The organism is Novosphingobium sp. NFX11, assembly GCF_057376415.1.
The window spans coordinates 128,235-146,024 of sequence record NZ_CP080385.1; the positions used below are offsets into that span (position 1 = coordinate 128,235).

The 17,790-nt window shown below is 64.3% G+C and carries 11 protein-coding genes and 4 pseudogenes; 4 read left to right on the top strand and 11 right to left on the bottom strand.

Annotated features, from left to right (window positions below):
- Positions 1 to 74: 74 nt before the first annotated feature.
- Positions 75 to 869 (bottom strand): formate/nitrite transporter family protein, encoded by a 795-nt coding sequence (locus tag KZO24_RS18395; RefSeq protein ID WP_486487524.1) that lies wholly within the window; start codon positions 867 to 869, stop codon positions 75 to 77.
- 273 nt (positions 870 to 1,142) lie between these two features.
- Here KZO24_RS18395 and KZO24_RS18400 point away from each other — a divergent pair, with 273 nt between their 5' ends.
- The gene (locus KZO24_RS18400) at positions 1,143 to 1,841 is read left to right on the top strand and encodes a glutathione S-transferase (protein WP_271183110.1); all 699 of its coding nucleotides are present in this window, start codon (positions 1,143 to 1,145) and stop codon (positions 1,839 to 1,841) included.
- Positions 1,842 to 1,846: 5 nt separating this feature from the next.
- Complete coding sequence (locus KZO24_RS18405; RefSeq protein ID WP_430099244.1) at positions 1,847 to 3,112, top strand: MFS transporter; 1,266 nt, start codon at positions 1,847 to 1,849, stop codon at positions 3,110 to 3,112.
- On the opposite strand, the gene KZO24_RS18410 is transcribed toward KZO24_RS18405, so the two are convergent.
- The 7 genes and pseudogenes from KZO24_RS18410 to epsC form a co-directional block, all read right to left on the bottom strand.
- Positions 3,109 to 4,047 carry a magnesium transporter CorA family protein gene (locus KZO24_RS18410; protein ID WP_271183109.1) on the bottom strand — a complete coding sequence of 313 codons (939 nt, stop codon included), beginning with the start codon at positions 4,045 to 4,047 and terminating at the stop codon, positions 3,109 to 3,111. The genes KZO24_RS18405 and KZO24_RS18410 overlap by 4 nt on opposite strands.
- A 67-nt stretch (positions 4,048 to 4,114) precedes the next feature.
- Positions 4,115 to 4,303: pseudogene (locus KZO24_RS18415) on the bottom strand (IS5/IS1182 family transposase); the annotation flags it as partial.
- Positions 4,304 to 4,415: 112 nt separating this feature from the next.
- Positions 4,416 to 4,886: a nuclear transport factor 2 family protein gene (locus KZO24_RS18420; RefSeq protein ID WP_271183108.1), complete on the bottom strand. Its 471-nt coding sequence runs from the start codon at positions 4,884 to 4,886 to the stop codon at positions 4,416 to 4,418.
- Positions 4,886 to 5,514 (bottom strand): annotated as a pseudogene (locus tag KZO24_RS18425) (pyridoxamine 5'-phosphate oxidase family protein). The gene KZO24_RS18420 and the pseudogene KZO24_RS18425 overlap by 1 nt, the downstream one beginning before the upstream one ends.
- A 53-nt stretch (positions 5,515 to 5,567) precedes the next feature.
- Positions 5,568 to 6,545, bottom strand: a complete 978-nt coding sequence (locus tag KZO24_RS18430) for an alpha/beta fold hydrolase (protein ID WP_271183107.1) — start codon at positions 6,543 to 6,545, stop codon at positions 5,568 to 5,570.
- Between the two features lie 137 nt (positions 6,546 to 6,682).
- Positions 6,683 to 7,579 carry a LysR family transcriptional regulator gene (locus tag KZO24_RS18435; protein WP_271183106.1) on the bottom strand — a complete coding sequence of 299 codons (897 nt, stop codon included), beginning with the start codon at positions 7,577 to 7,579 and terminating at the stop codon, positions 6,683 to 6,685.
- A gap of 338 nt (positions 7,580 to 7,917) precedes the next feature.
- A pseudogene (gene epsC, locus KZO24_RS18440) lies at positions 7,918 to 8,879 on the bottom strand (serine O-acetyltransferase EpsC).
- Between the two features lie 364 nt (positions 8,880 to 9,243).
- Here epsC and KZO24_RS18445 point away from each other — a divergent pair.
- Positions 9,244 to 11,511 carry a TonB-dependent receptor gene (locus tag KZO24_RS18445; protein WP_271183104.1) on the top strand — a complete coding sequence of 756 codons (2,268 nt, stop codon included), beginning with the start codon at positions 9,244 to 9,246 and terminating at the stop codon, positions 11,509 to 11,511.
- 20 nt (positions 11,512 to 11,531) lie between these two features.
- Positions 11,532 to 13,004: an amidohydrolase gene (locus KZO24_RS18450; RefSeq protein WP_271183103.1), complete on the top strand. Its 1,473-nt coding sequence runs from the start codon at positions 11,532 to 11,534 to the stop codon at positions 13,002 to 13,004.
- 54 nt (positions 13,005 to 13,058) lie between these two features.
- Here the strand turns inward: KZO24_RS18450 and KZO24_RS18455 are convergent, their stop codons facing one another.
- From KZO24_RS18455 to KZO24_RS18465, 3 genes and pseudogenes are all read right to left on the bottom strand, one after another.
- Positions 13,059 to 14,135 (bottom strand): ABC transporter substrate-binding protein, encoded by a 1,077-nt coding sequence (locus KZO24_RS18455; RefSeq protein WP_271183102.1) that lies wholly within the window; start codon positions 14,133 to 14,135, stop codon positions 13,059 to 13,061.
- 28 nt (positions 14,136 to 14,163) lie between these two features.
- Positions 14,164 to 16,398: a TonB-dependent receptor gene (locus tag KZO24_RS18460; protein ID WP_271183101.1), complete on the bottom strand. Its 2,235-nt coding sequence runs from the start codon at positions 16,396 to 16,398 to the stop codon at positions 14,164 to 14,166.
- Positions 16,399 to 16,584: 186 nt separating this feature from the next.
- Positions 16,585 to 17,713, bottom strand: a pseudogene (locus KZO24_RS18465) (sigma-54 interaction domain-containing protein).
- Between the last annotated feature and the right edge of the window lie 77 nt (positions 17,714 to 17,790).

Sequence of the window (17,790 nt, forward strand, 5' to 3'; positions counted from 1 at the left end):
CTCCGCAAGATCAACGCATGGGCGGGGCGCATGATCCTGATGTCGTTCAGGCAATTAACCGGGATGCGTATGCCTTACGGTTCGTCAGCGCCAAGGTCGCTGCGCATCTGGCCATGCGCGAGTACCGCGAACAGGCCGGTGCCGCCTATGATGTTGCCAGCCAGCGCTGGAAGCGTGAATTCGATCCAGGCTTCGCCGAAACCGATGGAGCCGCTCAGCCATAGAAAGCTCGCCTGCGACGATCCGGTGACGACATGCGCGAAGCCGCCCAGTGCAATGACGTAGGTAAGGGCGAAGATCACCCAGAATTCGCTGCCGCGTGCATTCGGGAGGACCCAGGCGATGGCTGCCATGATGAATCCGGCTGGAATCCCGAGCGTCAGCGTGCGCGTCCAGTGCTGGAGTTCTAGTTTGCCCAGAATGTCGAGCGCGACCATCCGTTGCTCGTGCGTAATGATGATCTCGCCCGCCATCAGCGCACTGACGAGCGTGACGCCGACAAGGTTTCCTACAAGGACGCATGCCCATAGGCGGGCCAGCCGCCTGAAGCTGTGGAGGGAAGGAGAAGTCGCGACGGGCAGCACTGCAGTTACCGTACTTTCGGTGAAGAGCTGAAGGCGGCCCATGACGACGATCAGGTAACCGATGGGATAGCCCAGGAAATAGACGAGGGGTGCCCAGTCTGTGTCGGGGAGGTGACTGCGCAGGAACAGCTCGCACAGCAGCGATAGCGCGATCGCCAGCCCGGCCGCGATGCCGGACAGGATCAGGGCAAGGGCGGGGCGCCGCAGTTCCTCCTCGCCCTGCAGGCGCACGACCTCGTGCACGATCTTGGAAGAACCTGCCCGCCGCTCCTCCACCTCCTGCACTTCGGCGGTGTCGAGCGCTTTGTCCGGCTGCTCTTCGGTCTCGTCATCGATGGTCTCTCCCCGCGCGCGGTATCCAGCTTTGCGTCGGCAGCATGGGCATCGGGAAAGGTCATCGCGCGGCTCCTTTGACTGTCCACAACCCGCGAACGGGTCAGGAGTTCATCTCGGTGCGCTGGCCAGGTTCGCGTCCGACCGGGCCGAATTGCAAGATAGTGCGAAACGAAGCGCTGCAGCGTGCATTGATGCTGATATTATCCCTGTCAGGAATGCGCGATGGCCGATTTCGATTTGTATTACTGGCCGGTTCCGTTCCGGGGGCAGTTCCTTCGCGGTATCCTTGCCTATGCGGGCGCGAATTGGGCAGAGCATGGCAGTGACGAGATCGGGGAGATCATGGGGCGACATCCATCGGGTCAGCCTATTCCCTTCATGGGGCCGCCGGTACTCGTCGATAATGCCAACGGCTTTTCCATCGCGCAGATGCCTGCGATAGCATGGTATCTGGGTGAAAAACTCGACCTTCTGCCGCAGTCGCTAGAAGCGCGGGCGCAGACTATGAAGGTCGTCAACGATGCCAACGACGTTCTCGATGAAATCACCCTCGACGGCGGCCGGGAAATGTGGACCGGTGAAAAATGGCGCGGGTTCATGCCACGTCTGAGACGGTGGATGGAAATATGGGAGGCGACTGGTCGCGCCGGTGGCCTCGTGTCTGATGGGGGCACCTTGTTCGGCACCCGGGATCCGGGCTTGGCAGATATCGTGACCGCCACTCTCTGGTCTACGATAAGCGAACGCTTTGCCGTGATTGCTACGGTTTTGGCCGAGACTGCGCCGCAAGTCGACGCGCTTGTCAGGCGAATGCAGGCGACACCTGGTCTGGCACTATTGGCGCAAGTGTCCCGCACCAGATACGGGGATGCCTATTGCGGGGGCGAGATCGAAAAGTCCCTGCGCGCGGTGGCGTCGTAGTAATCGTGAGAACGCATCCGCTGGATCGTCGTTCGCTCGCCCTCGCGGCGCTGTCCACCGTAGTCGAATGGTATGATTTCACCTTGTTCCTCTACATGGCAACAGTGCTTTCGCGCGTGTTCTTTCCGGGCGAGACACCAGACGCGGCGATTCTTACTGCGCTTCTGGGCTTTGCCGTGGCCTATCTCATGCGGCCGGCTGGTGCGCTGGTATTCGGCCATTTCGGGGATCGCCATGGGCGCCGCGCGACATTGCTCGCCTCCATGGGCCTGATGACCGGCGCAATGCTGCTGACCGCCATGCTGCCCACTGCCGCGCAGGCCGGGCCGCTGGCTGGCGCGGCGCTGCTGGGTCTCCGCTGCGTCATGGGGTTCGCTGTCGGCGGCGAATATACCGGGGTCGTCGCTTATCTTCTCGAGGGCGCGCCAAGGCATCGGCGTGGTCTGGTCACTTCGCTCGCTGCCGCGACGAGCGAGGTTGGCGGGCTGCTGGCAGCCGGTGTCGCGGCGCTGACGGTCAGCCTGCTACCAGCAGCGCAGCTGGACGGCTGGGGCTGGCGCATTCCGTTCTTTGTCGGCGCGGCGCTGGCCGGACTGATCCTTCTGGCCCGCTCGGCCATGGCGGAATCGCCTGAATTCGCTGCGAACCGCGATGCCGGAACCTTGCCGCGCCGACCCCTCGTTCACGCGTTGACGCACCATCGGGCGGGTGTGTTGCGTGGTTTCGCAATCTCGGCGCTGGGTTCGATCACATATTATGTCGGCATAACCTATGTGCCGGTATTCCTGACTTCGTCCGGACGGCTCAGCGAAGCCCAGTCGCTGCAACTGGCGACGATCGCCGCGCTAGCGGTCATCGTGGTGACTCCTTTCGTTGGCCTTGTCTCTGATCGCTTTGGACGCCGCGCGGTACTGGTGTCGCTCGCAATACTGGGCGCGACGGTGCCTTATTTCCTCTTCGGTCTTCTCGCCGGAGCGTCGCGAAGCGAGGCGATGATGGCTGCGGTGCTGTTGGCTGTGCTGGCAGGCGGCGTAAGTGCAGTGGGGGCCGTCGCCACTGCTGAGCAGGTGCCTGCCGAGGGGCGTCTCAGCGGCCTGGCGTTGGGCGCCACCAGCGCCACAGCGCTGTTTGGCGGCCTCACCCCGTGGCTGGCACAGGTCTTGATTGCGAGGACCGGCGCGGAAACGGCTCCCGGCATCATGATCGCTGTGGTGGCGCTTTGCGTTCTGCCAATCCTGGCAGCGATGCGCGATGTGCCCGAAGAGACCTAGATCCAGCCTCGCTTCTTGAACCAGACGTAGGGTAGGACCCCGGACAAGACGCATAGGCCAAGGGCCAGCGGGTAGCCAAAAGGCCAATTCAGTTCGGGCATGACGTGGAAGTTCATTCCGTACACGCCGACCACAAGTACAGGCGGGATGCCGACCACCGACGCTACGGTGAGCACTTTCACCACGTCGTTCTGTTCGATGTTGAGGAACGCGCTTGCCGCGTCCTGGAGAAGTTGAATGCGTCCTTCGAGGCTCGTCTCGAATTCGTCGAGTGACGTGATGTCGTGGCGGACGGCTTCCAGTCTGTCCTGCATCTCCTGATCCAGCTTGGGCGTGCACCGATCGAGGATGAAGTTCACCAGCCGCCCGATACTCAGGAACGTGTAGCGCACGCGCGACGCCCGGTCGCTTGCCTGGCCCATATTCCGCATGATCTCGCGGATCTTGCGGGTTTCCGTATTAAGTCCCGGCCGGGATGTCTCTTCGAAGAACAGTGATTGGGAAGCTCCGGCAACGATTTCCGAGGCATGCTCGAGGTGATCCGCCGCGCGGTCCACGACGTCTTCAAGTAAAGTTGCAAGCACGGAAACGGGTGTCATTTGCGCCGGGTTGGTAAAGGTGCCAGCGACAGCCTCGAAGGACGCGATTTCGGTATATCGCACCGTAAGGAGCACGTCCGGCGTAAGAATGAAGCCGGTCGGCGAAAATCGCCAACGATCAGTGCCGGCACCGGTAATCAAGGGAGCGCTCATATAAAGCACGTTTCCATCCATGCGCAGCCGGCTTGACGTCTCAATCTCGCGCAGGGCGTCGATATCGGGAATGTGCACGCCATAGCGCTTCTCGATCGTTGCCTTTTCGGCGTCATCGGGCGAACATAGATCGAGCCATAGCGTTTTTGTTCCATCCGGCTGTGAAGGGAACGATCTCAACATGATGGCCTCTTTTCCGTTCTGCCGACGTTTTGGCCAAGGTGTAACGGTGGCAGGGAGCTGGTGGTTGCTAAGCGCCGTGGACGAATTTGAGCCGGTATCTGACGGTGGCGATATGGATCATGCTCATGAAGTTGCTTGCAAGCTGATCATAGCGGGCGGCGCTGGCCCGGTTGATTTTTAAACGGCTAACCATGCGCTCGATGCAGTTGCGTTGCCTGTAGAGCGTACGGTCATGTTCAATCTTTACGCGGCGGTTGATCAGAATACGTCATTCCGCTTCGCTCAGATCACCTCGGCGCCAACCTGCCTTCAAAGGGCAGCTTTGGATCAACCGGTACGCCCTACGTCGACCAATTCGTCCACGCCGCCTAGAATCCGAGGTCGCCCAGGCCCGTATGCTCGTCGGGACGCCGGCCGAGCGGCCAGTGAAAGCGCCGGTCTTCCACCGCGATCGGCGTGTCGTTGATCGAGGCGAGGCGCCTTTGCATCAGTCCGTTCTCGTCGAACTCCCAGTTCTCGTTGCCATAGGAGCGGAACCAGTTGCCGCTGTCGTCATGCCATTCGTATGCGAAGCGCACGGCGATGCGGTTGTCCCGAAAGGCCCACAGTTCCTTGATCAGCCGGTAATCCAGTTCCCGCTGCCACTTGCGCGTCAGGAACGCGATGATGGCGGGGCGGCCGTTCAGGAATTCGCCGCGATTGCGCCACTGGCTGTCCGGCGTATAAGCCAGCGCGACCTTCTCGGGATCGCGGCTGTTCCAGCCATCCTCGGCAAGGCGGACCTTCTCGGCCGCCGTCTCCAGCGTGAAGGGCGGCAAAGGCGGGCGCGGACTTTCCATCATGCTTCTCCTCGTTTTTCGAGTCGGAGGCGCAGGGCTGCGTTCTCCGCTTCCAGTTCGGCCATTCGTTCGTGCAGCGGACGCACCGCCTGTTCGATCTCCCGCTCGGTGAAGCGGGGGTGATGTGCTGGGGGCAGTTCCAGTCGAACGCCTTCAACCGGAACCGGAAGATGCGCTCGGGCCGCGCCTTGTAGCCCTTGTCCATGACGCGTTCGGTCAGTGCCGGGTCCTCGTCAAGCGGCAGCTTGTCGACATGGGCATAGATCTTGAGCCGCATGCGACGCGGATAGTCCATCAGGAACAGCGAGGCCCGGTCGTTCGCGGCCAGATTGCCGGTGCTGATGTACTGGCGGTTGCCGCGATAGTCGGCGAAGGCCAGCGTGCGCTCGTCGACCATCTTGAGGAACCCGGCGGGGCCGCCGCGGTGCTGGACATAAGGCCAGCCGTCTTCCGAGACGGACCCCATGTAGAAGCTGTCGCGCGCGGCGATGAAGGCGGCCTCGTTCGCGGTGAACCGGTCGAATGCGCGGTCCCCCTCGAAATGGGCCCACTGCCTGTCCGCGCCCATCTCCGCCTGCGCCGCGCGGACGCTGGGGGTCATGGCGATATCGAGAAATCCGTAAGACATAGCGTATCTTCCGATTTGAGGCGGGGGCAGTTCGCGACTGCCCCCGCCCTCGTTCAGCGCGGCGCGACCTTGCGATCGAGGAAATCCCGGATCAGCGGCGCCATCTCGTCCAGCTTGTCCTCGAGCGCGAAATGCCCGGTATCGAGGATGTGGAGTTCGGCCTCGGGCAGATCCCGCAGGTACGGGTGCGCGCCGGGCTCGGGGAAGATCGTGTCGTTCTTGCCCCACAGGATGATCGTCGGCGGCTTGCGCTCGCGGAAGAACTGCTGGAACTGCGGGTAGAGCGGCACATTGGTGCGATAGTCGTAGAACAGGTCGAGCTGGATCTCGCTGTTGCCCGGCCGGTCGAGCAGCGCCTGGTCGTGGACCCAGTTGTCCGGGCTGATCCGCGATACGTCACGGACGCCGTCGGTGTACTGGAACTTGGTCGCCTTTGGCGTCACCAGCCAAGCCTGCGCTGCCCGGTCCTTGGCCGATCCGCTCTTCCAGTAGGTCTTGATCGGGTCCCAGAACGCGCCGAGCCCTTCGTCATAGGCGTTGCCGTTCTGGACGATCAGCCCGCTCACCCGCTCGGGGTGCTTGAGCGCCAGCCGGTAGCCCACGGGCGCGCCGTAATCCATGACGTACATCGCATAGCGCTGGGCACCGATCTGGCCCATCAGCGCATCGACCATGTCGGCATAGTGCGCGAAGCTGTAAGCGAACTGCTTGTGATCGGGCGCATCGCTCTCGCCGAAGCCGGGATAGTCCGGCGCGATCACGTGATAGCGATCTGCCAGCAGCGGGATCAGGTTGCGGAACATGTGCGAGGATGTGGGAAAGCCGTGCAGCAACAGCACCACCGGGCCATCGGCCGGGCCGGCTTCGCGGTAGGCCATCTTCACGCCCTCGATGGTCGCGGTGCGGTAGTGAACGGTCGCCGGCGCCGTGCTGGACGCGGTGATCTGCTGCGTAGGAGCCGCCATCGCACCGCTAGGAGCCGCGATGGCCGCGCCCGCGAGCATCAGGGACAGGATCAGTTGCTTGGTCATTTTTTCCACCCTCGTCGAAACCGCTGAGCGATCTGCGTCAGCTTCTGGAGGGAGATATAATTCTTACCGATCGAAGCGATAATTCGGCAATTTTGAAAGTCATTGTTCCGATAATTGGAATTATCGCGCGATGGTCGCTATTGAAGAAGGGGATTGTTTCGCAGCGTTTCAACGGCGAGATCGACGAACGCGCGTACTTTGGCGGTCGCCCGTCGGCCCTCGCCATGGACCACGTGTATCGGCATCGGGCTTTCCGCATGATCGTCGAGCACGGACTGGAGGCGGCCCTGCGCCAGTGCCGGATCGATCTGGTAGGACAGCACGCGGGTGATGCCCCAGCCCTGTTCGGCTGCGGCTATGGCGGCCTGGTTGGTGTTGCACAGCAGGCGCGGGTGAACGGTGACGCTGCTGCGCGAATCCGGGCCGAAATGCCACTCGGGCGAAACCCAGGCGCCGGTCGGCATGATGACGCGGTGCTCCGCAAGATCGGCAGGGGACCGGGGAACGCCATGCTCGGCAAAATAGGAAGGCGCGCCGCAGATCATCCGGCGCACCCAGCCCACGCGCGTGGCGGTCAGGCCCGACGGCGGCAGGTTGCCGATCCTGATCGCGACATCGATCCCTTCCTCGATGATGTTCACGCTGCGGTCGAGGAACAGGCTTCGACCGGTCACGCGCGGGTAGAGATCGAGATATTCCAGCAGGATGGGAAGCACGTGCATCTGCCCGAACATGACCGGCGCGGTGACGACGAGCGTGCCTGCGGGGTTGCCGTGCGATCCCGCCGCCGAAGCCTCGGCCTCCGCGATATCGGCCAGGATGCGCCTGCAGTCGTCGAAATAGCGCTGCCCGGCCTCGGTCATCTTCACCGACCGGGTGGTGCGAGCAAGGAGCCGCACGCCGATCTCGTCTTCCAGACAGGATATCGCGCGCGTGACGGCCGGTGGACTGATGTGCATTTGCCTTGCCGTCTCGGCGAAGCTTGCGGTCTCTGCCACCCGGACGAAAATCCTCATGGCTTGCCACCGATCCAAGTCCACGTCCCCCGTCAGCACAGTGTTCCTGCTGGAGATGCGCGGAAACAGTGGTTTAGGTCAATGATTGCGATCCGATGCCACAACCGGCATCAATCGTTAATTGGCGACGAGATTGGCAAAGGCACGGAAACCTGAAGCTGGCTGTCTCCCGGTGACAGCGGGGAGACAGAACCTTTCGGCAACCGCTACGCGCCCATTTCAGCCACTCGAAAGCTCCAATCGCCGTCCTGAAACGTGGCGTTCGCTGATGAATAATCTCTGGCTGGATGGTGATTGAGCCGAGCCACGACCATGTTGGCATTCAAACATAGAATGCCGATTGCGCTTCCTCCCGTTCAATTGTTCTGGGGGCTGATGACCAGGTTCTGTTCGCGTGCCTGGAACACGCGGCTGAACGGTGGCACGTCGTGGGTCAGCCAGACGTTGCCGCCGATTTCCGATCCCGTGCCGACCGTGACCCGGCCCAGGATCGTGGCTCCTGCATAGATCACCACGTCGTTCTCGATGATCGGATGGCGCGGGATGGCCTTGATGAGCATTCCCGTATCCCCCACCGGAAAGTTCTTCGCTCCGAGCGTGACGCCTTGGTAGAGCCGCACGTTGTCGCCGATGATCGCGGTTTCGCCGATCACGACGCCGGTGCCGTGGTCTATGAAGAAGCCTCGGCCGACCTGTGCACCGGGGTGGATGTCGATCCCGGTGCGGCTATGCGAGATTTCCGAGATGATACGCGCGATCAGCGGGGCGCCTTCCAGATGCAGCGTATGGGCCAGCCGGTGATGGATAATGGCCAGCAGCCCGGGATAGCAGATCAGCACTTCATCCAGGCTGCGCGCGGACGGGTCGCCGCTGAATGCAGCTTCGATGTCGATATCCAGCAGCCGGCGGATTTCCGGCAACTGGTGCGAGAGCGCAAGGACGATGCGGGTGGCGCCGTCGTCGATGGCCTGTCCGTCACTCGGTTCGAGAGTATAGGTCAGTTCCAGCCGCAGCTGCGCGTGAAGGCGGCTCAGCGCGATCTGGAGCGTCTGCGTGACGAAGACGTCCTCGTTGTGCAGGCGCACGAAGTCCGGGCCAAGGCGCAAGGGGAACAGCGCGCCGCACAATTCGTCCATCACTTTGGCCATGCGGACCCGGGAGGGAAGCTCTCCACGCCGTATTCGGCATGGTGCGTATTCGTCTGCCGCCAGTTGTGCCGGATCTGCGCGAGTTCCTGCACCACGCCGGCCACATCCCAGAAGTCGGCGGCATTGCCGACTGCAGCGAGGTTCGTGGAAGAGGTCGGCTCTGTGGTCATGAGGATACTTGCCCGGTAACTGCCACGCTCTCCGGATGAAGAACGCTTTCGCGAGCAGGATGCCTCTCGCGGATAATCTCAACTAAAATTGTAGATAAACGGGGTCAAGGTGTGCCGCGGCGGCGGCGTCCAAGAAAACATGCTCGGCAGTGAAGATCGTCTTCGCGGTGAATACGGTGTCCTCGGCACAACATGAAGGGGGTGCTTTCCCCGATGCTGCAATGGCAGCAGCCTATCGATTTTTGCGCAGGTTCCATGGTTGAGTATAAGCAAAATTTCTCCGCAAATCACGGAAATCCAAGAAGAAATCGTACTGGCACGGTTCTTGTTAATGGATTTCCCCGAGCAACCTGCAGGGGGATCAATGACCAAGTTTCTGAGTGCCGTAGCCGCTGTCACGCTGGGCAGCTTTCTCGTTCCCGGTTTCGCGGCGCCTGCTCTTGCGGCGGACGATGCCGCTGCCGATACGGCTTCCGGGTCCGAGATCGTCGTCACTTCGCTCAAGCGCGAAGTCCGGTTGCAGGATGCACCGGCCAGCATCACCTCGATCTCGGACGATACGCTGCGTGCGGCGAGCCTCGATTCCGCCAACGACCTCGCGCGCGCGGTGCCCAGCCTGACGATCACCGATGCCGGGCCGGGCCAGCGGCGCATTACCCTTCGCGGCATCCGCAGTGCCGGGGATGCGCAAGTCGGCATCTATTATGACGAGACGCCGGTAGCCGGGCCGCCGGGAACCACCAGCGATCCGGGCGGCAGCCAGTCCGACTTCAAGCTGTTCGACCTCGAGCGCGTCGAGGTGCTGCGCGGGCCGCAGGGCACCCTCTACGGTGCGGGCGCGGTCGGCGGCACGATCCGCCTCGTCACCCGCAAGCCCGATTTTGAGTTCGGTGGCCGGATCGACGTCGGAGCCACCACCACCGAGGGCGGCGGCGAGGGCTACCAGATCAACGCCGCCGTGAACGTGCCGATCGTGAAGGACGTGCTGGCCGTGCGCGGCGTCTACTTCCGGCGGCAGAACGACGGCTGGGTGGACAATCCGGGGCTGGGGCTGACCGGCATCAATTCCGAACGCAGCGACGGAGGGCGCATCCTGGTGCGCTTTATCCCGGCGTCGTGGCTCACCATCGATGGTGCGGCGCACTTCCTCTACACCGAGGGCGGAGCCAGCACCTGGTCGCCGAGCGCGGGCAAATACAATGCCGTCAACGCCTCGCAGGTGCCCTACGAGGACAAGCAGCGGCTCTACAGCCTGTCCGCCCACGCCGAACTGGGCTTTGCCGACCTTGTCGCGACGACCAGCTATCAGGACCGCGACACGCTGGTGACGCGCGATCCGACCCCGCTGTTCAACAGCTTCCGCACCGCCTCCGGCTGCGCGACGCACTTCACCGCAGCGACTTGCGCCACGCCCGCGGGGTTCGCGGCCTACAACAGCTATGTCGATAGCCTTACGCCGGTGATCTACTACCAGCCGCAGTCGGTGACGGACTGGACCAGCGAACTGCGTCTGCAGTCGAACAATTCGTCGTGGTTCCAGTGGACCGTCGGCGGTTTCTACGAGGACCGCGATGCCAAGGTGCTTTCGGAAGCGCGCCGCACCAATGCCTCCGACGGGTCGCAGGTCGTCGGCGCGACGCCGCTGCTGCAGCGCCACGTGGTCGATTACCTCAAGCAGAAGGCAGCCTTCGGCGAGATCGCCGTCACCCCGGTTGAGGGGCTGACGGTCACCGGTGGCCTGCGCTACTACAGCTACGACAAGACCGTGGGCGGCGACACCACCATCGGTCTCGACATCCTGCGCACGCGCGTCACGCCCTGGGCGCTGTACAAGACGAAGAACACCGGCTGGCTCTACAAGGCCAATGTCAGTTGGAAGGCGGCCGACAACGTGCTCGTCTACGGGCAGGTGGCGACCGGCTACCGTCCGGGCGGCGTCAATCAGGTGCTCGGACTGGCGCAGGCGCTCGCCTATAGCCCGGACAAGCTGACGACTTACGAAGGCGGCATCAAGACCTCGTTCGGCGGCGATGCGTTGATCCTCAATCTGGGCGGCTACATCACCGACTGGTCCGACATGCAGGTCAGCATCAACAGCGGCAGCTTCGTCTATCTCGGCAATGCGGGCGCGGCGCGCATCAAGGGTGTGGAGGCCGAAGCCACGCTCAACCCGGCGCGCGGCCTGACCTTCACCGTCAACGCCGCCTTCACCGATGCAAAGCTGACCCAGGATCAGGTGCCGGACGGGGTGACCCCGCTCGCCACGACGGCGCGCAAGGGCGACAAGATCCCGTTCATCGCGCCGCAGACCATCGGCATTGCGGGGCAGTACGAATGGGCGCTCGGTTCGGGCGGGTGGAGCGCGCTGTTGCGCGGCGATCTCGGCTACGTCGGCGGATCGCGCGCGGACTTCCGGCCCAATGCGTTGGGCTATCGCAAGGTGGGCGACTACACGCTCGCCAATGCGCGGATCGGCGTGAAGAACGATCGCTACGGCATCTACTTCTACGTCAACAACCTGACGAACACCGTCGCGCGCCAGTCCGCCGGCAACACGCTGGGCGGCACCACCGAGACCGTCACCACGCTGCCGCCGCGCACTTACGGCATCAACCTGACCGGCTCGTTCTGATCGACATGAAAGGCCTCCCCATGAAGCATGACCACCTGATCCACGCCGCCCTGGGCGTTCTGGCACTCGCCCTGGCCCCCTCGGCGCGGGCCGAGACCCTGTCGGACAAGGACAGCGCCGTGATCCTCGCGGGGATCGACGCGCGTAAACCCCAGCTGACCGCCAACGCCCGCAAGATCTGGGAGTGGGCCGAAGTCGGCTTCCACGAGGACCAGAGTTCGGCGCTGCTTCAGCAGCAGCTCAAGGCCGCAGGCTTCCGTGTCGAGGCTGGGACGGATGGCATTCCTACCGCCTTTACCGCGACTTACGGCAATTCCGGGCCGGTCCTCGCGCTCCTTTCGGAATACGACGCGCTGCCCGGTCTCTCGCAGGTGGACCAGCCGGTCGAACAATCGCGCGGCGGGCTGGCGGGCCATGCCTGCGGCCACAACCTGCTCGGCACCGCCTCGGTGGAGGCGGCGATCGCGCTGGCCAAGTGGCTCAAGGCGAGCGGCACGCCGGGTACCGTGCGCCTTTACGGCACGCCGGCCGAGGAGGGCGGCTTCGCCAAGGCCTATCTCGTGCGCGACGGGTTCTTCAAGGACGTGGACGCGGTGCTGAGCTGGCACCCGAGCAGTTCCAACGGCGCTTCCCAGGGGCAACTTTTGTCGATGGTGACGGCCAAGTTCCGCTTTACCGGCATCGCCTCGCACGCGGCAGCGGCGCCCGAACGGGGGCGGTCGGCGCTCGATGGCGTGGAGATCCAGAACGTCGCGGTGAACTACTTGCGCGAGCATATCCCTTCCGATGCGCGGGTGCATTACACGATCACCGACGGCGGCGACCAGCCCAACATCGTGCCCGCGCATGCGGAGAGCTTCTACTACGTGCGCCACTACGATCCCGAAGTCGTGCGCGACGTGTTCGACCGTGTGGTCAAGGCGGGCGAGGGCGCCGCGCTCGCGACCGACACCAAGTTCGAATACGAGATCATCGGCGGCAGCTTCGGCACGCTGCCGAACGACACGCTTGGCCGGGTGGTGGACGCCAGCCTGCGCAAGGTCGGCGGTTACAGCTACACGCCCGAGCAGCAGCGCTTCGCCGACGAGATCGCCAGGACGCTGCCCAAGGGTGCTGCCAAGGGCGGGCCTTCGGCGATCGGTACCTATGATTTCGGGCGCAAGGGTTCGGCGTCGTCGGACGTCGGCGACATCAGCTGGGTCGTGCCGACCGCCAGCCTCGGCACCGCGACCTGGGTGCCCGGCACCGCGCCGCACAGCTGGCAGGCGGCGGCCGCCAGCGGCACCTCGATCGGTGTCGAGGGCGCGGAAGTGGCAGCCAAGACGCTGGCGCTGTCCGGCGCGCAACTGTTCCTCCAGCCCGACAAGCTGCGGGACGCCAAAGCCGAACTGCAGCGCAGCCAGGGCGCGGGGTTCAAGTACGAACCGCTGGTTGGCAATCGCAAGCCGCCGCTGGATTACGCGCGCAGCAGCCTGCCGCGGGGGCGCAAGTAACGGCTGGTTTCCCGCCACCTCGAAAAGGTGGCGGGAATTGCAAGGACGAGCCGGTCAGCCGCGGCCCAACCGGTCGTAAGCGGCCGCGAGCGGGCGCGGATCGACCCAGTCGGCCAGCGGGAAATCGCGCTCCAGGAAGCCGAACAGGCCCAGCGCCTTCTTCTGCTGGTCGAACAGGGCAAGGCGCTCGGCATCCAGCGTGGGATGCAGCGTCTTGTGGAAGTCCGCGCCATAAGCCTGCGTCACCGCTTCCACGCTGCCGCGCGTTTCGAACTGCAGGATCTCGTGCACTTTCGCGATATTCTGCGCGGCCCAGTCGGCGGCGCGCAGGGTCACTTCGAGGAAGCGGACGAGATGGTCGAAGTGATCGTCGATCAGGCTCTGGTGGACCGTGATCGGACGCGGCGTGCCGTTGTTCACGCGCGAGGCCTTGTTCGGCAGTGCATCGAGGTCGATGCCGACGACGACGCCAGCCTCGCGCGCGCCGTCGAGAGCCGAGGCGCCCTTGACGTAGACTGCGTCCACATCGCCGTTCGCCAGCGCATCGATGGCCCAGAGCCGGTTAATGGTGCCGCGCCCCGGCTGACTGTCGCGTCCGGCGCCGCCGATGTTGCGGATGGTGCCGTCCACTTCGATGAGATCGACGTCGTCGAAAGTCAGGCCGCCCGCGTGCAGCGCGCCCTTGTAGCCGAGCAGCGACATGCCTCGCCCGATGCTGGTGCCGCGCAAGTGGCTGGGAATCTCGTGGTCGGTCCAGCTGGGCAGGGCAAGGCGCTTGCCCTTGAGGTGCGCGGGCTGGGTGATGCCGGAATCGGGGCGGACGAGGATGACCTGGCTTTCCTCGATCCAGGTCAGGCCGACGAGCTTGGTCGGCTCGCCCTGTGCGCGTGCGGCGAAAGCGAGGATGTTGCCGCCCTCGCGGATCAGCGTGGGCAGGCGGTGGTCGTAGTGCCGCAGCGCGATCTCGGGCGTCGATTCCTGAAGCGTGCGCACCGGGATGCCTTCGCTTGCGAATTCCTCGGTCAGCCAGCCCAGCTTGTAGGCGAGCCCGGTCGCTGTCGGCACCGGGCAGCGGGTGAACCAGATTTCATCGGGCGCGGTGGATGCATGCGTAGCAGTCTGCGTGGCCATGTCGGTTTCCTTTTATGGGAGCGCGGGATCAGAAGGTCACCGAAACGGCGCCGCCCCACACGCGGGGCTCGATGATGTATTTGATGTAGCCAAAGTTCGCCGAAGGGATGATCGTCGAGGCTGCGTGGCTGTTGGTCACGTTGCGCGCGAAGACGGAGACCCTGATGTCGCTCGGCAGCTGCCAGGCCAGCGAGGCATTTCCCAGCCACTTGGGATCCTGCTCCAGCGGCGCGGCCTGCGTGCCGGCGTTGAAGTAGAGGTGCGAGCGATAGGACCAGTTGGTCTCCGCGACGATCCTATGGCCGCCGCCTACATCGAAGGTGTATTCGCCGCTGACGCTGGCGGTCACGTGCGGCGCGCGGACGAACTGGTTGCCCGAGCAATCGACGCCCGCCTTGCAGTTCGGGAACTCGGTGTACTTGGTGTCGAGCAGGCCGAGCGTGCCAGACAGGCGCAGCGCATCGAACGGCCGCGCGGTCAGGACCGCTTCGGCGCCCTTCGACCAGCCCTTGCCCGCGTTCGACAGCTGGCTGAGCGGCAACTGGATCACCGTGACCTGGATGTTGCTGTAGTCGTTGTAGAACGCCGCGAGATTGGCGGTCAGGCGACCGCCCAGCCATTCGGACTTCAGGCCGACCTCATAGCTCTTGACGTATTCGGGGTTCACCGTCGCCACCTGCGTCTGCAGCGTCGCGCCCGGGTTGAACCCGCCCGAGCGGAAGCCCTTGGCGTAGCGGGCATAGACGTTGAGGCCCGGCGTGAAGTTGTACTTCGCGGTGGCATCATACGTGAACGCGCGCCAGTTGCGCTTTTCGTCCTGCACCGCGCGGGTGGCGATGCGGGTGCCGGTCACCGAATTGCGCGACCAGAACGCCACGGTGTCGAGGAAGGTCAGCGTGCCGGCGCCGCCGGTCGCGGTGCCGATGGTGTCGAGGTCGATCGCCTTGTCTTCCCAAGTGTAACGCCCGCCCAGGATGATCTCGAGATTGTCGAGCGGCTCGTACGTGACATTGGCGAAGAGGCCGTAGCTGTTATTGCTCTGGGTGAACTGCGTGTTCGTCCAGGCTGGGGCGAGGCCAACGGTGTTGGGAAGCACTGCGGTGACCGCCTCGGAATCCAGCTTCTCGTAATAGTAGTGCGCGCCGACGATCCACTTCAGGCGGCCCTCGTCCGGTGAAGCAAGGCGCAGTTCCTGATTGAAGATCTTCGCGTTCAGGCTGCTGTAGGTGTGTGTGCCTTCGTGCGGCACCTGCGTGCCGAGTTCGGAGCGGTGCTTGAACTCGTTGTAGCCGGTGATCGAGGTCAGGTGCAGATCGCCCACGTCCCAGTCGAGGTTGAGCTGGGTGCCGCGCTGGCGCAGATCCTGCCCGCTGTTCCCGAACGAGGAGTTGTTCCTGTAGCCCTGCGCGATCGGGAAACCGGCAGGGTCGGTGGTGCCGAGGCCCTGGTAGATGATGTCGCCGACGTTCTTGTAGTCGCGGTACTGCACGCGCAGCAGGGCCTCGAACGTATCGGTCGGCTTGACGAGCACGGAGAAACGGGCCGCGGCCTCGCGGTTCTTGCCCATCGGGGTGCCGTCGTGCCGGTTCTTCGCGAAGCCGTCGTCATCGCGGAAGTGACCGGCGAAACGCACCGCCACCTTGTCGCTGAGCGGGCCGCCCCATGCCCCTTCGAGCAGCGTGGAGCCATAGCTGCCATATTCGGCGCGGGCATAGCCGCTGGCATCGAAGGCGGGCTTGCGCGAGATGAAGTTGACCGCGCCCGCCGTGGTGTTCTTGCCCCATAGCGTGCCTTGCGGGCCGCTCAGCACCTCTACGCGCTCGAGGTCGAAGATCGGGAAGGCCTGCGCGACGGGAATGCCGACGTAGACTTCGTCCTGATAGATACCGACCGGGCTGGTCTGGCCGTTTCCGGGCACCGAATTGCCGATGCCGCGCAGATACCAGCGCGGCGTCAGGTTGCCGACCGAGGTGTCCGCACTGAAGCTGGGCACGAAGCGCGAGATGTCGCTGGCGCGGGTGATGAGCCGGTCGCGCAGGGCATCGCCGCCCAGTGCCACCACCGATGCGGGCACGTCCTGCACGCTCTGGCTGCGCTTCTGCGCGGTGACGAGGATGACGTCGCTGCCGGATCCGCCCGCGTCCGCTTCCTCGGCATGGGCCGCGCCGGAAAGCGACAGGGCCAGCGAGAGGGCAAGGGCCGATGCACCGGCGCTGCCGGTGCCGCGCGGGGAAGTGAAGGTCTTGGGGCCCCTGGATGCCATGGCGTGCATTGTCCTTGTCTGCGAACCGGAAACGATGTGTTCGCGGACAGGCAGAGCAAACGGCGTGCCAAGGACGCAAAATGCCGTTCTGTCAGGGGTTTGATACGGCCGGACGGCAGCCGATGTTCAGATCGACGCACCGGCTGCGCGAATTTCGATGCGGGAATGCGCCATTGGGCGCAGGTTTCAGATGAGGCCGAAGTTCTTCAGGTGCGTGCGCAGCACGCTGCGGGTCACGCCCAGCGCGGCGGCGGTGCGGATCTGGTTGCCCTCGTACCGCGAGAAGGCGGTGCGCACGACGCTCTCGATCGTGCGGTCGAGCAGGGCGCCCTGCTTCTCCTCGAGAAAGCGCGCGACCAGCGGGGTAAGGCGATCTTCCATGATGGCCTGGTCGGCCGCCGCCGCAGGCAATTCTGCGGACGGTTCCTCAGGGGCGACGCGGATCGTCTGCGGCCGGGCATCGAGGGCATGGAGCGCGAGGTCATCGGCGGTGATCTGGCCGTCGATGCAGGTCAGGGTCGCGCGCAGGATCGCGTTTTCCAGCTCGCGGATGTTACCGGGCCAGGGATGGGAGAACAGTGCTTCCTCTGCCCCGGCGGTCAGTTCCAGTCGCCCCGCGCCGATCTTTGTCCCGTACAGTTCGAGGAAGTGCCGGGCCAGTGGCAGGATGTCCGCCCGCCGTTCACGCAAGGGCAGGATCGGCAGGGCGACGACGTTGAGACGATAGAACAGGTCTTCGCGGAAACGCCCTTCGGAGACGGCGCGGGCGAGGTCCAGGTTGGTCGCCGCGATCAGCCGCACGTCGAGCGCGACGGGTTTGCGCGAGCCGAGCCGGACCACCTCGCGCTCCTGCAGGATGCGCAGCAGCTTGACCTGCAGCGACTGCGGCAGGTCGCCTACTTCGTCGAGGAACAGGGTGCCGCCGTTCGCCGCCTCGAACCAGCCGGGGCGGGCGTCCATGGCGCCGGTGAAGGCGCCGCGTTCATGCCCGAACAGTTCCGATCTCGATCAGGCTTTCGGAGAAGGCGCCGCAATTGACGGCGATGAAAGGGCCGCTGCGGCGATCGCTCAGCGCATGAACGTAGCGGGCGACCAGTTCCTTGCCGGTGCCGGTTTCCCCGGTGACGAGCACGGTGGCCTCGCTGGGCGCGGTGCGCTCGATCAGCGGCACCATCGCCCGCGAGCGAGGATCGGAAAACACGAAAGCCCGCGCGCGGATCGCCGGGATCGCAGGATTCGCGGAGTCGAGCGACAGGATCGTCCTGCCGCTGCCTCGCCCTGCCGGAGCTTCCGACCGGTGTTTCGCTAACGCCATGGTTCGTGCCTCCTCGCCGCGCACTGTGCCATCGACTCATTGTCTATAGAAATAGTAGAGAATACGACCGACTGGCA

Coding starts and splice junctions, on each gene's coding strand:
- KZO24_RS18400 (WP_271183110.1), top strand. CDS start 1,143: ATGGCCGATTTCGATTTGTATTACTGGCCGGTTCCGTTCCGGGGGCAG.
- KZO24_RS18410 (WP_271183109.1), bottom strand. CDS start 4,047: ATGTTGAGATCGTTCCCTTCACAGCCGGATGGAACAAAAACGCTATGG.
- KZO24_RS18420 (WP_271183108.1), bottom strand. CDS start 4,886: ATGGAAAGTCCGCGCCCGCCTTTGCCGCCCTTCACGCTGGAGACGGCG.
- KZO24_RS18430 (WP_271183107.1), bottom strand. CDS start 6,545: ATGACCAAGCAACTGATCCTGTCCCTGATGCTCGCGGGCGCGGCCATC.
- KZO24_RS18445 (WP_271183104.1), top strand. CDS start 9,244: ATGACCAAGTTTCTGAGTGCCGTAGCCGCTGTCACGCTGGGCAGCTTT.
- KZO24_RS18450 (WP_271183103.1), top strand. CDS start 11,532: ATGAAGCATGACCACCTGATCCACGCCGCCCTGGGCGTTCTGGCACTC.
- KZO24_RS18455 (WP_271183102.1), bottom strand. CDS start 14,135: ATGGCCACGCAGACTGCTACGCATGCATCCACCGCGCCCGATGAAATC.
- KZO24_RS18460 (WP_271183101.1), bottom strand. CDS start 16,398: ATGGCATCCAGGGGCCCCAAGACCTTCACTTCCCCGCGCGGCACCGGC.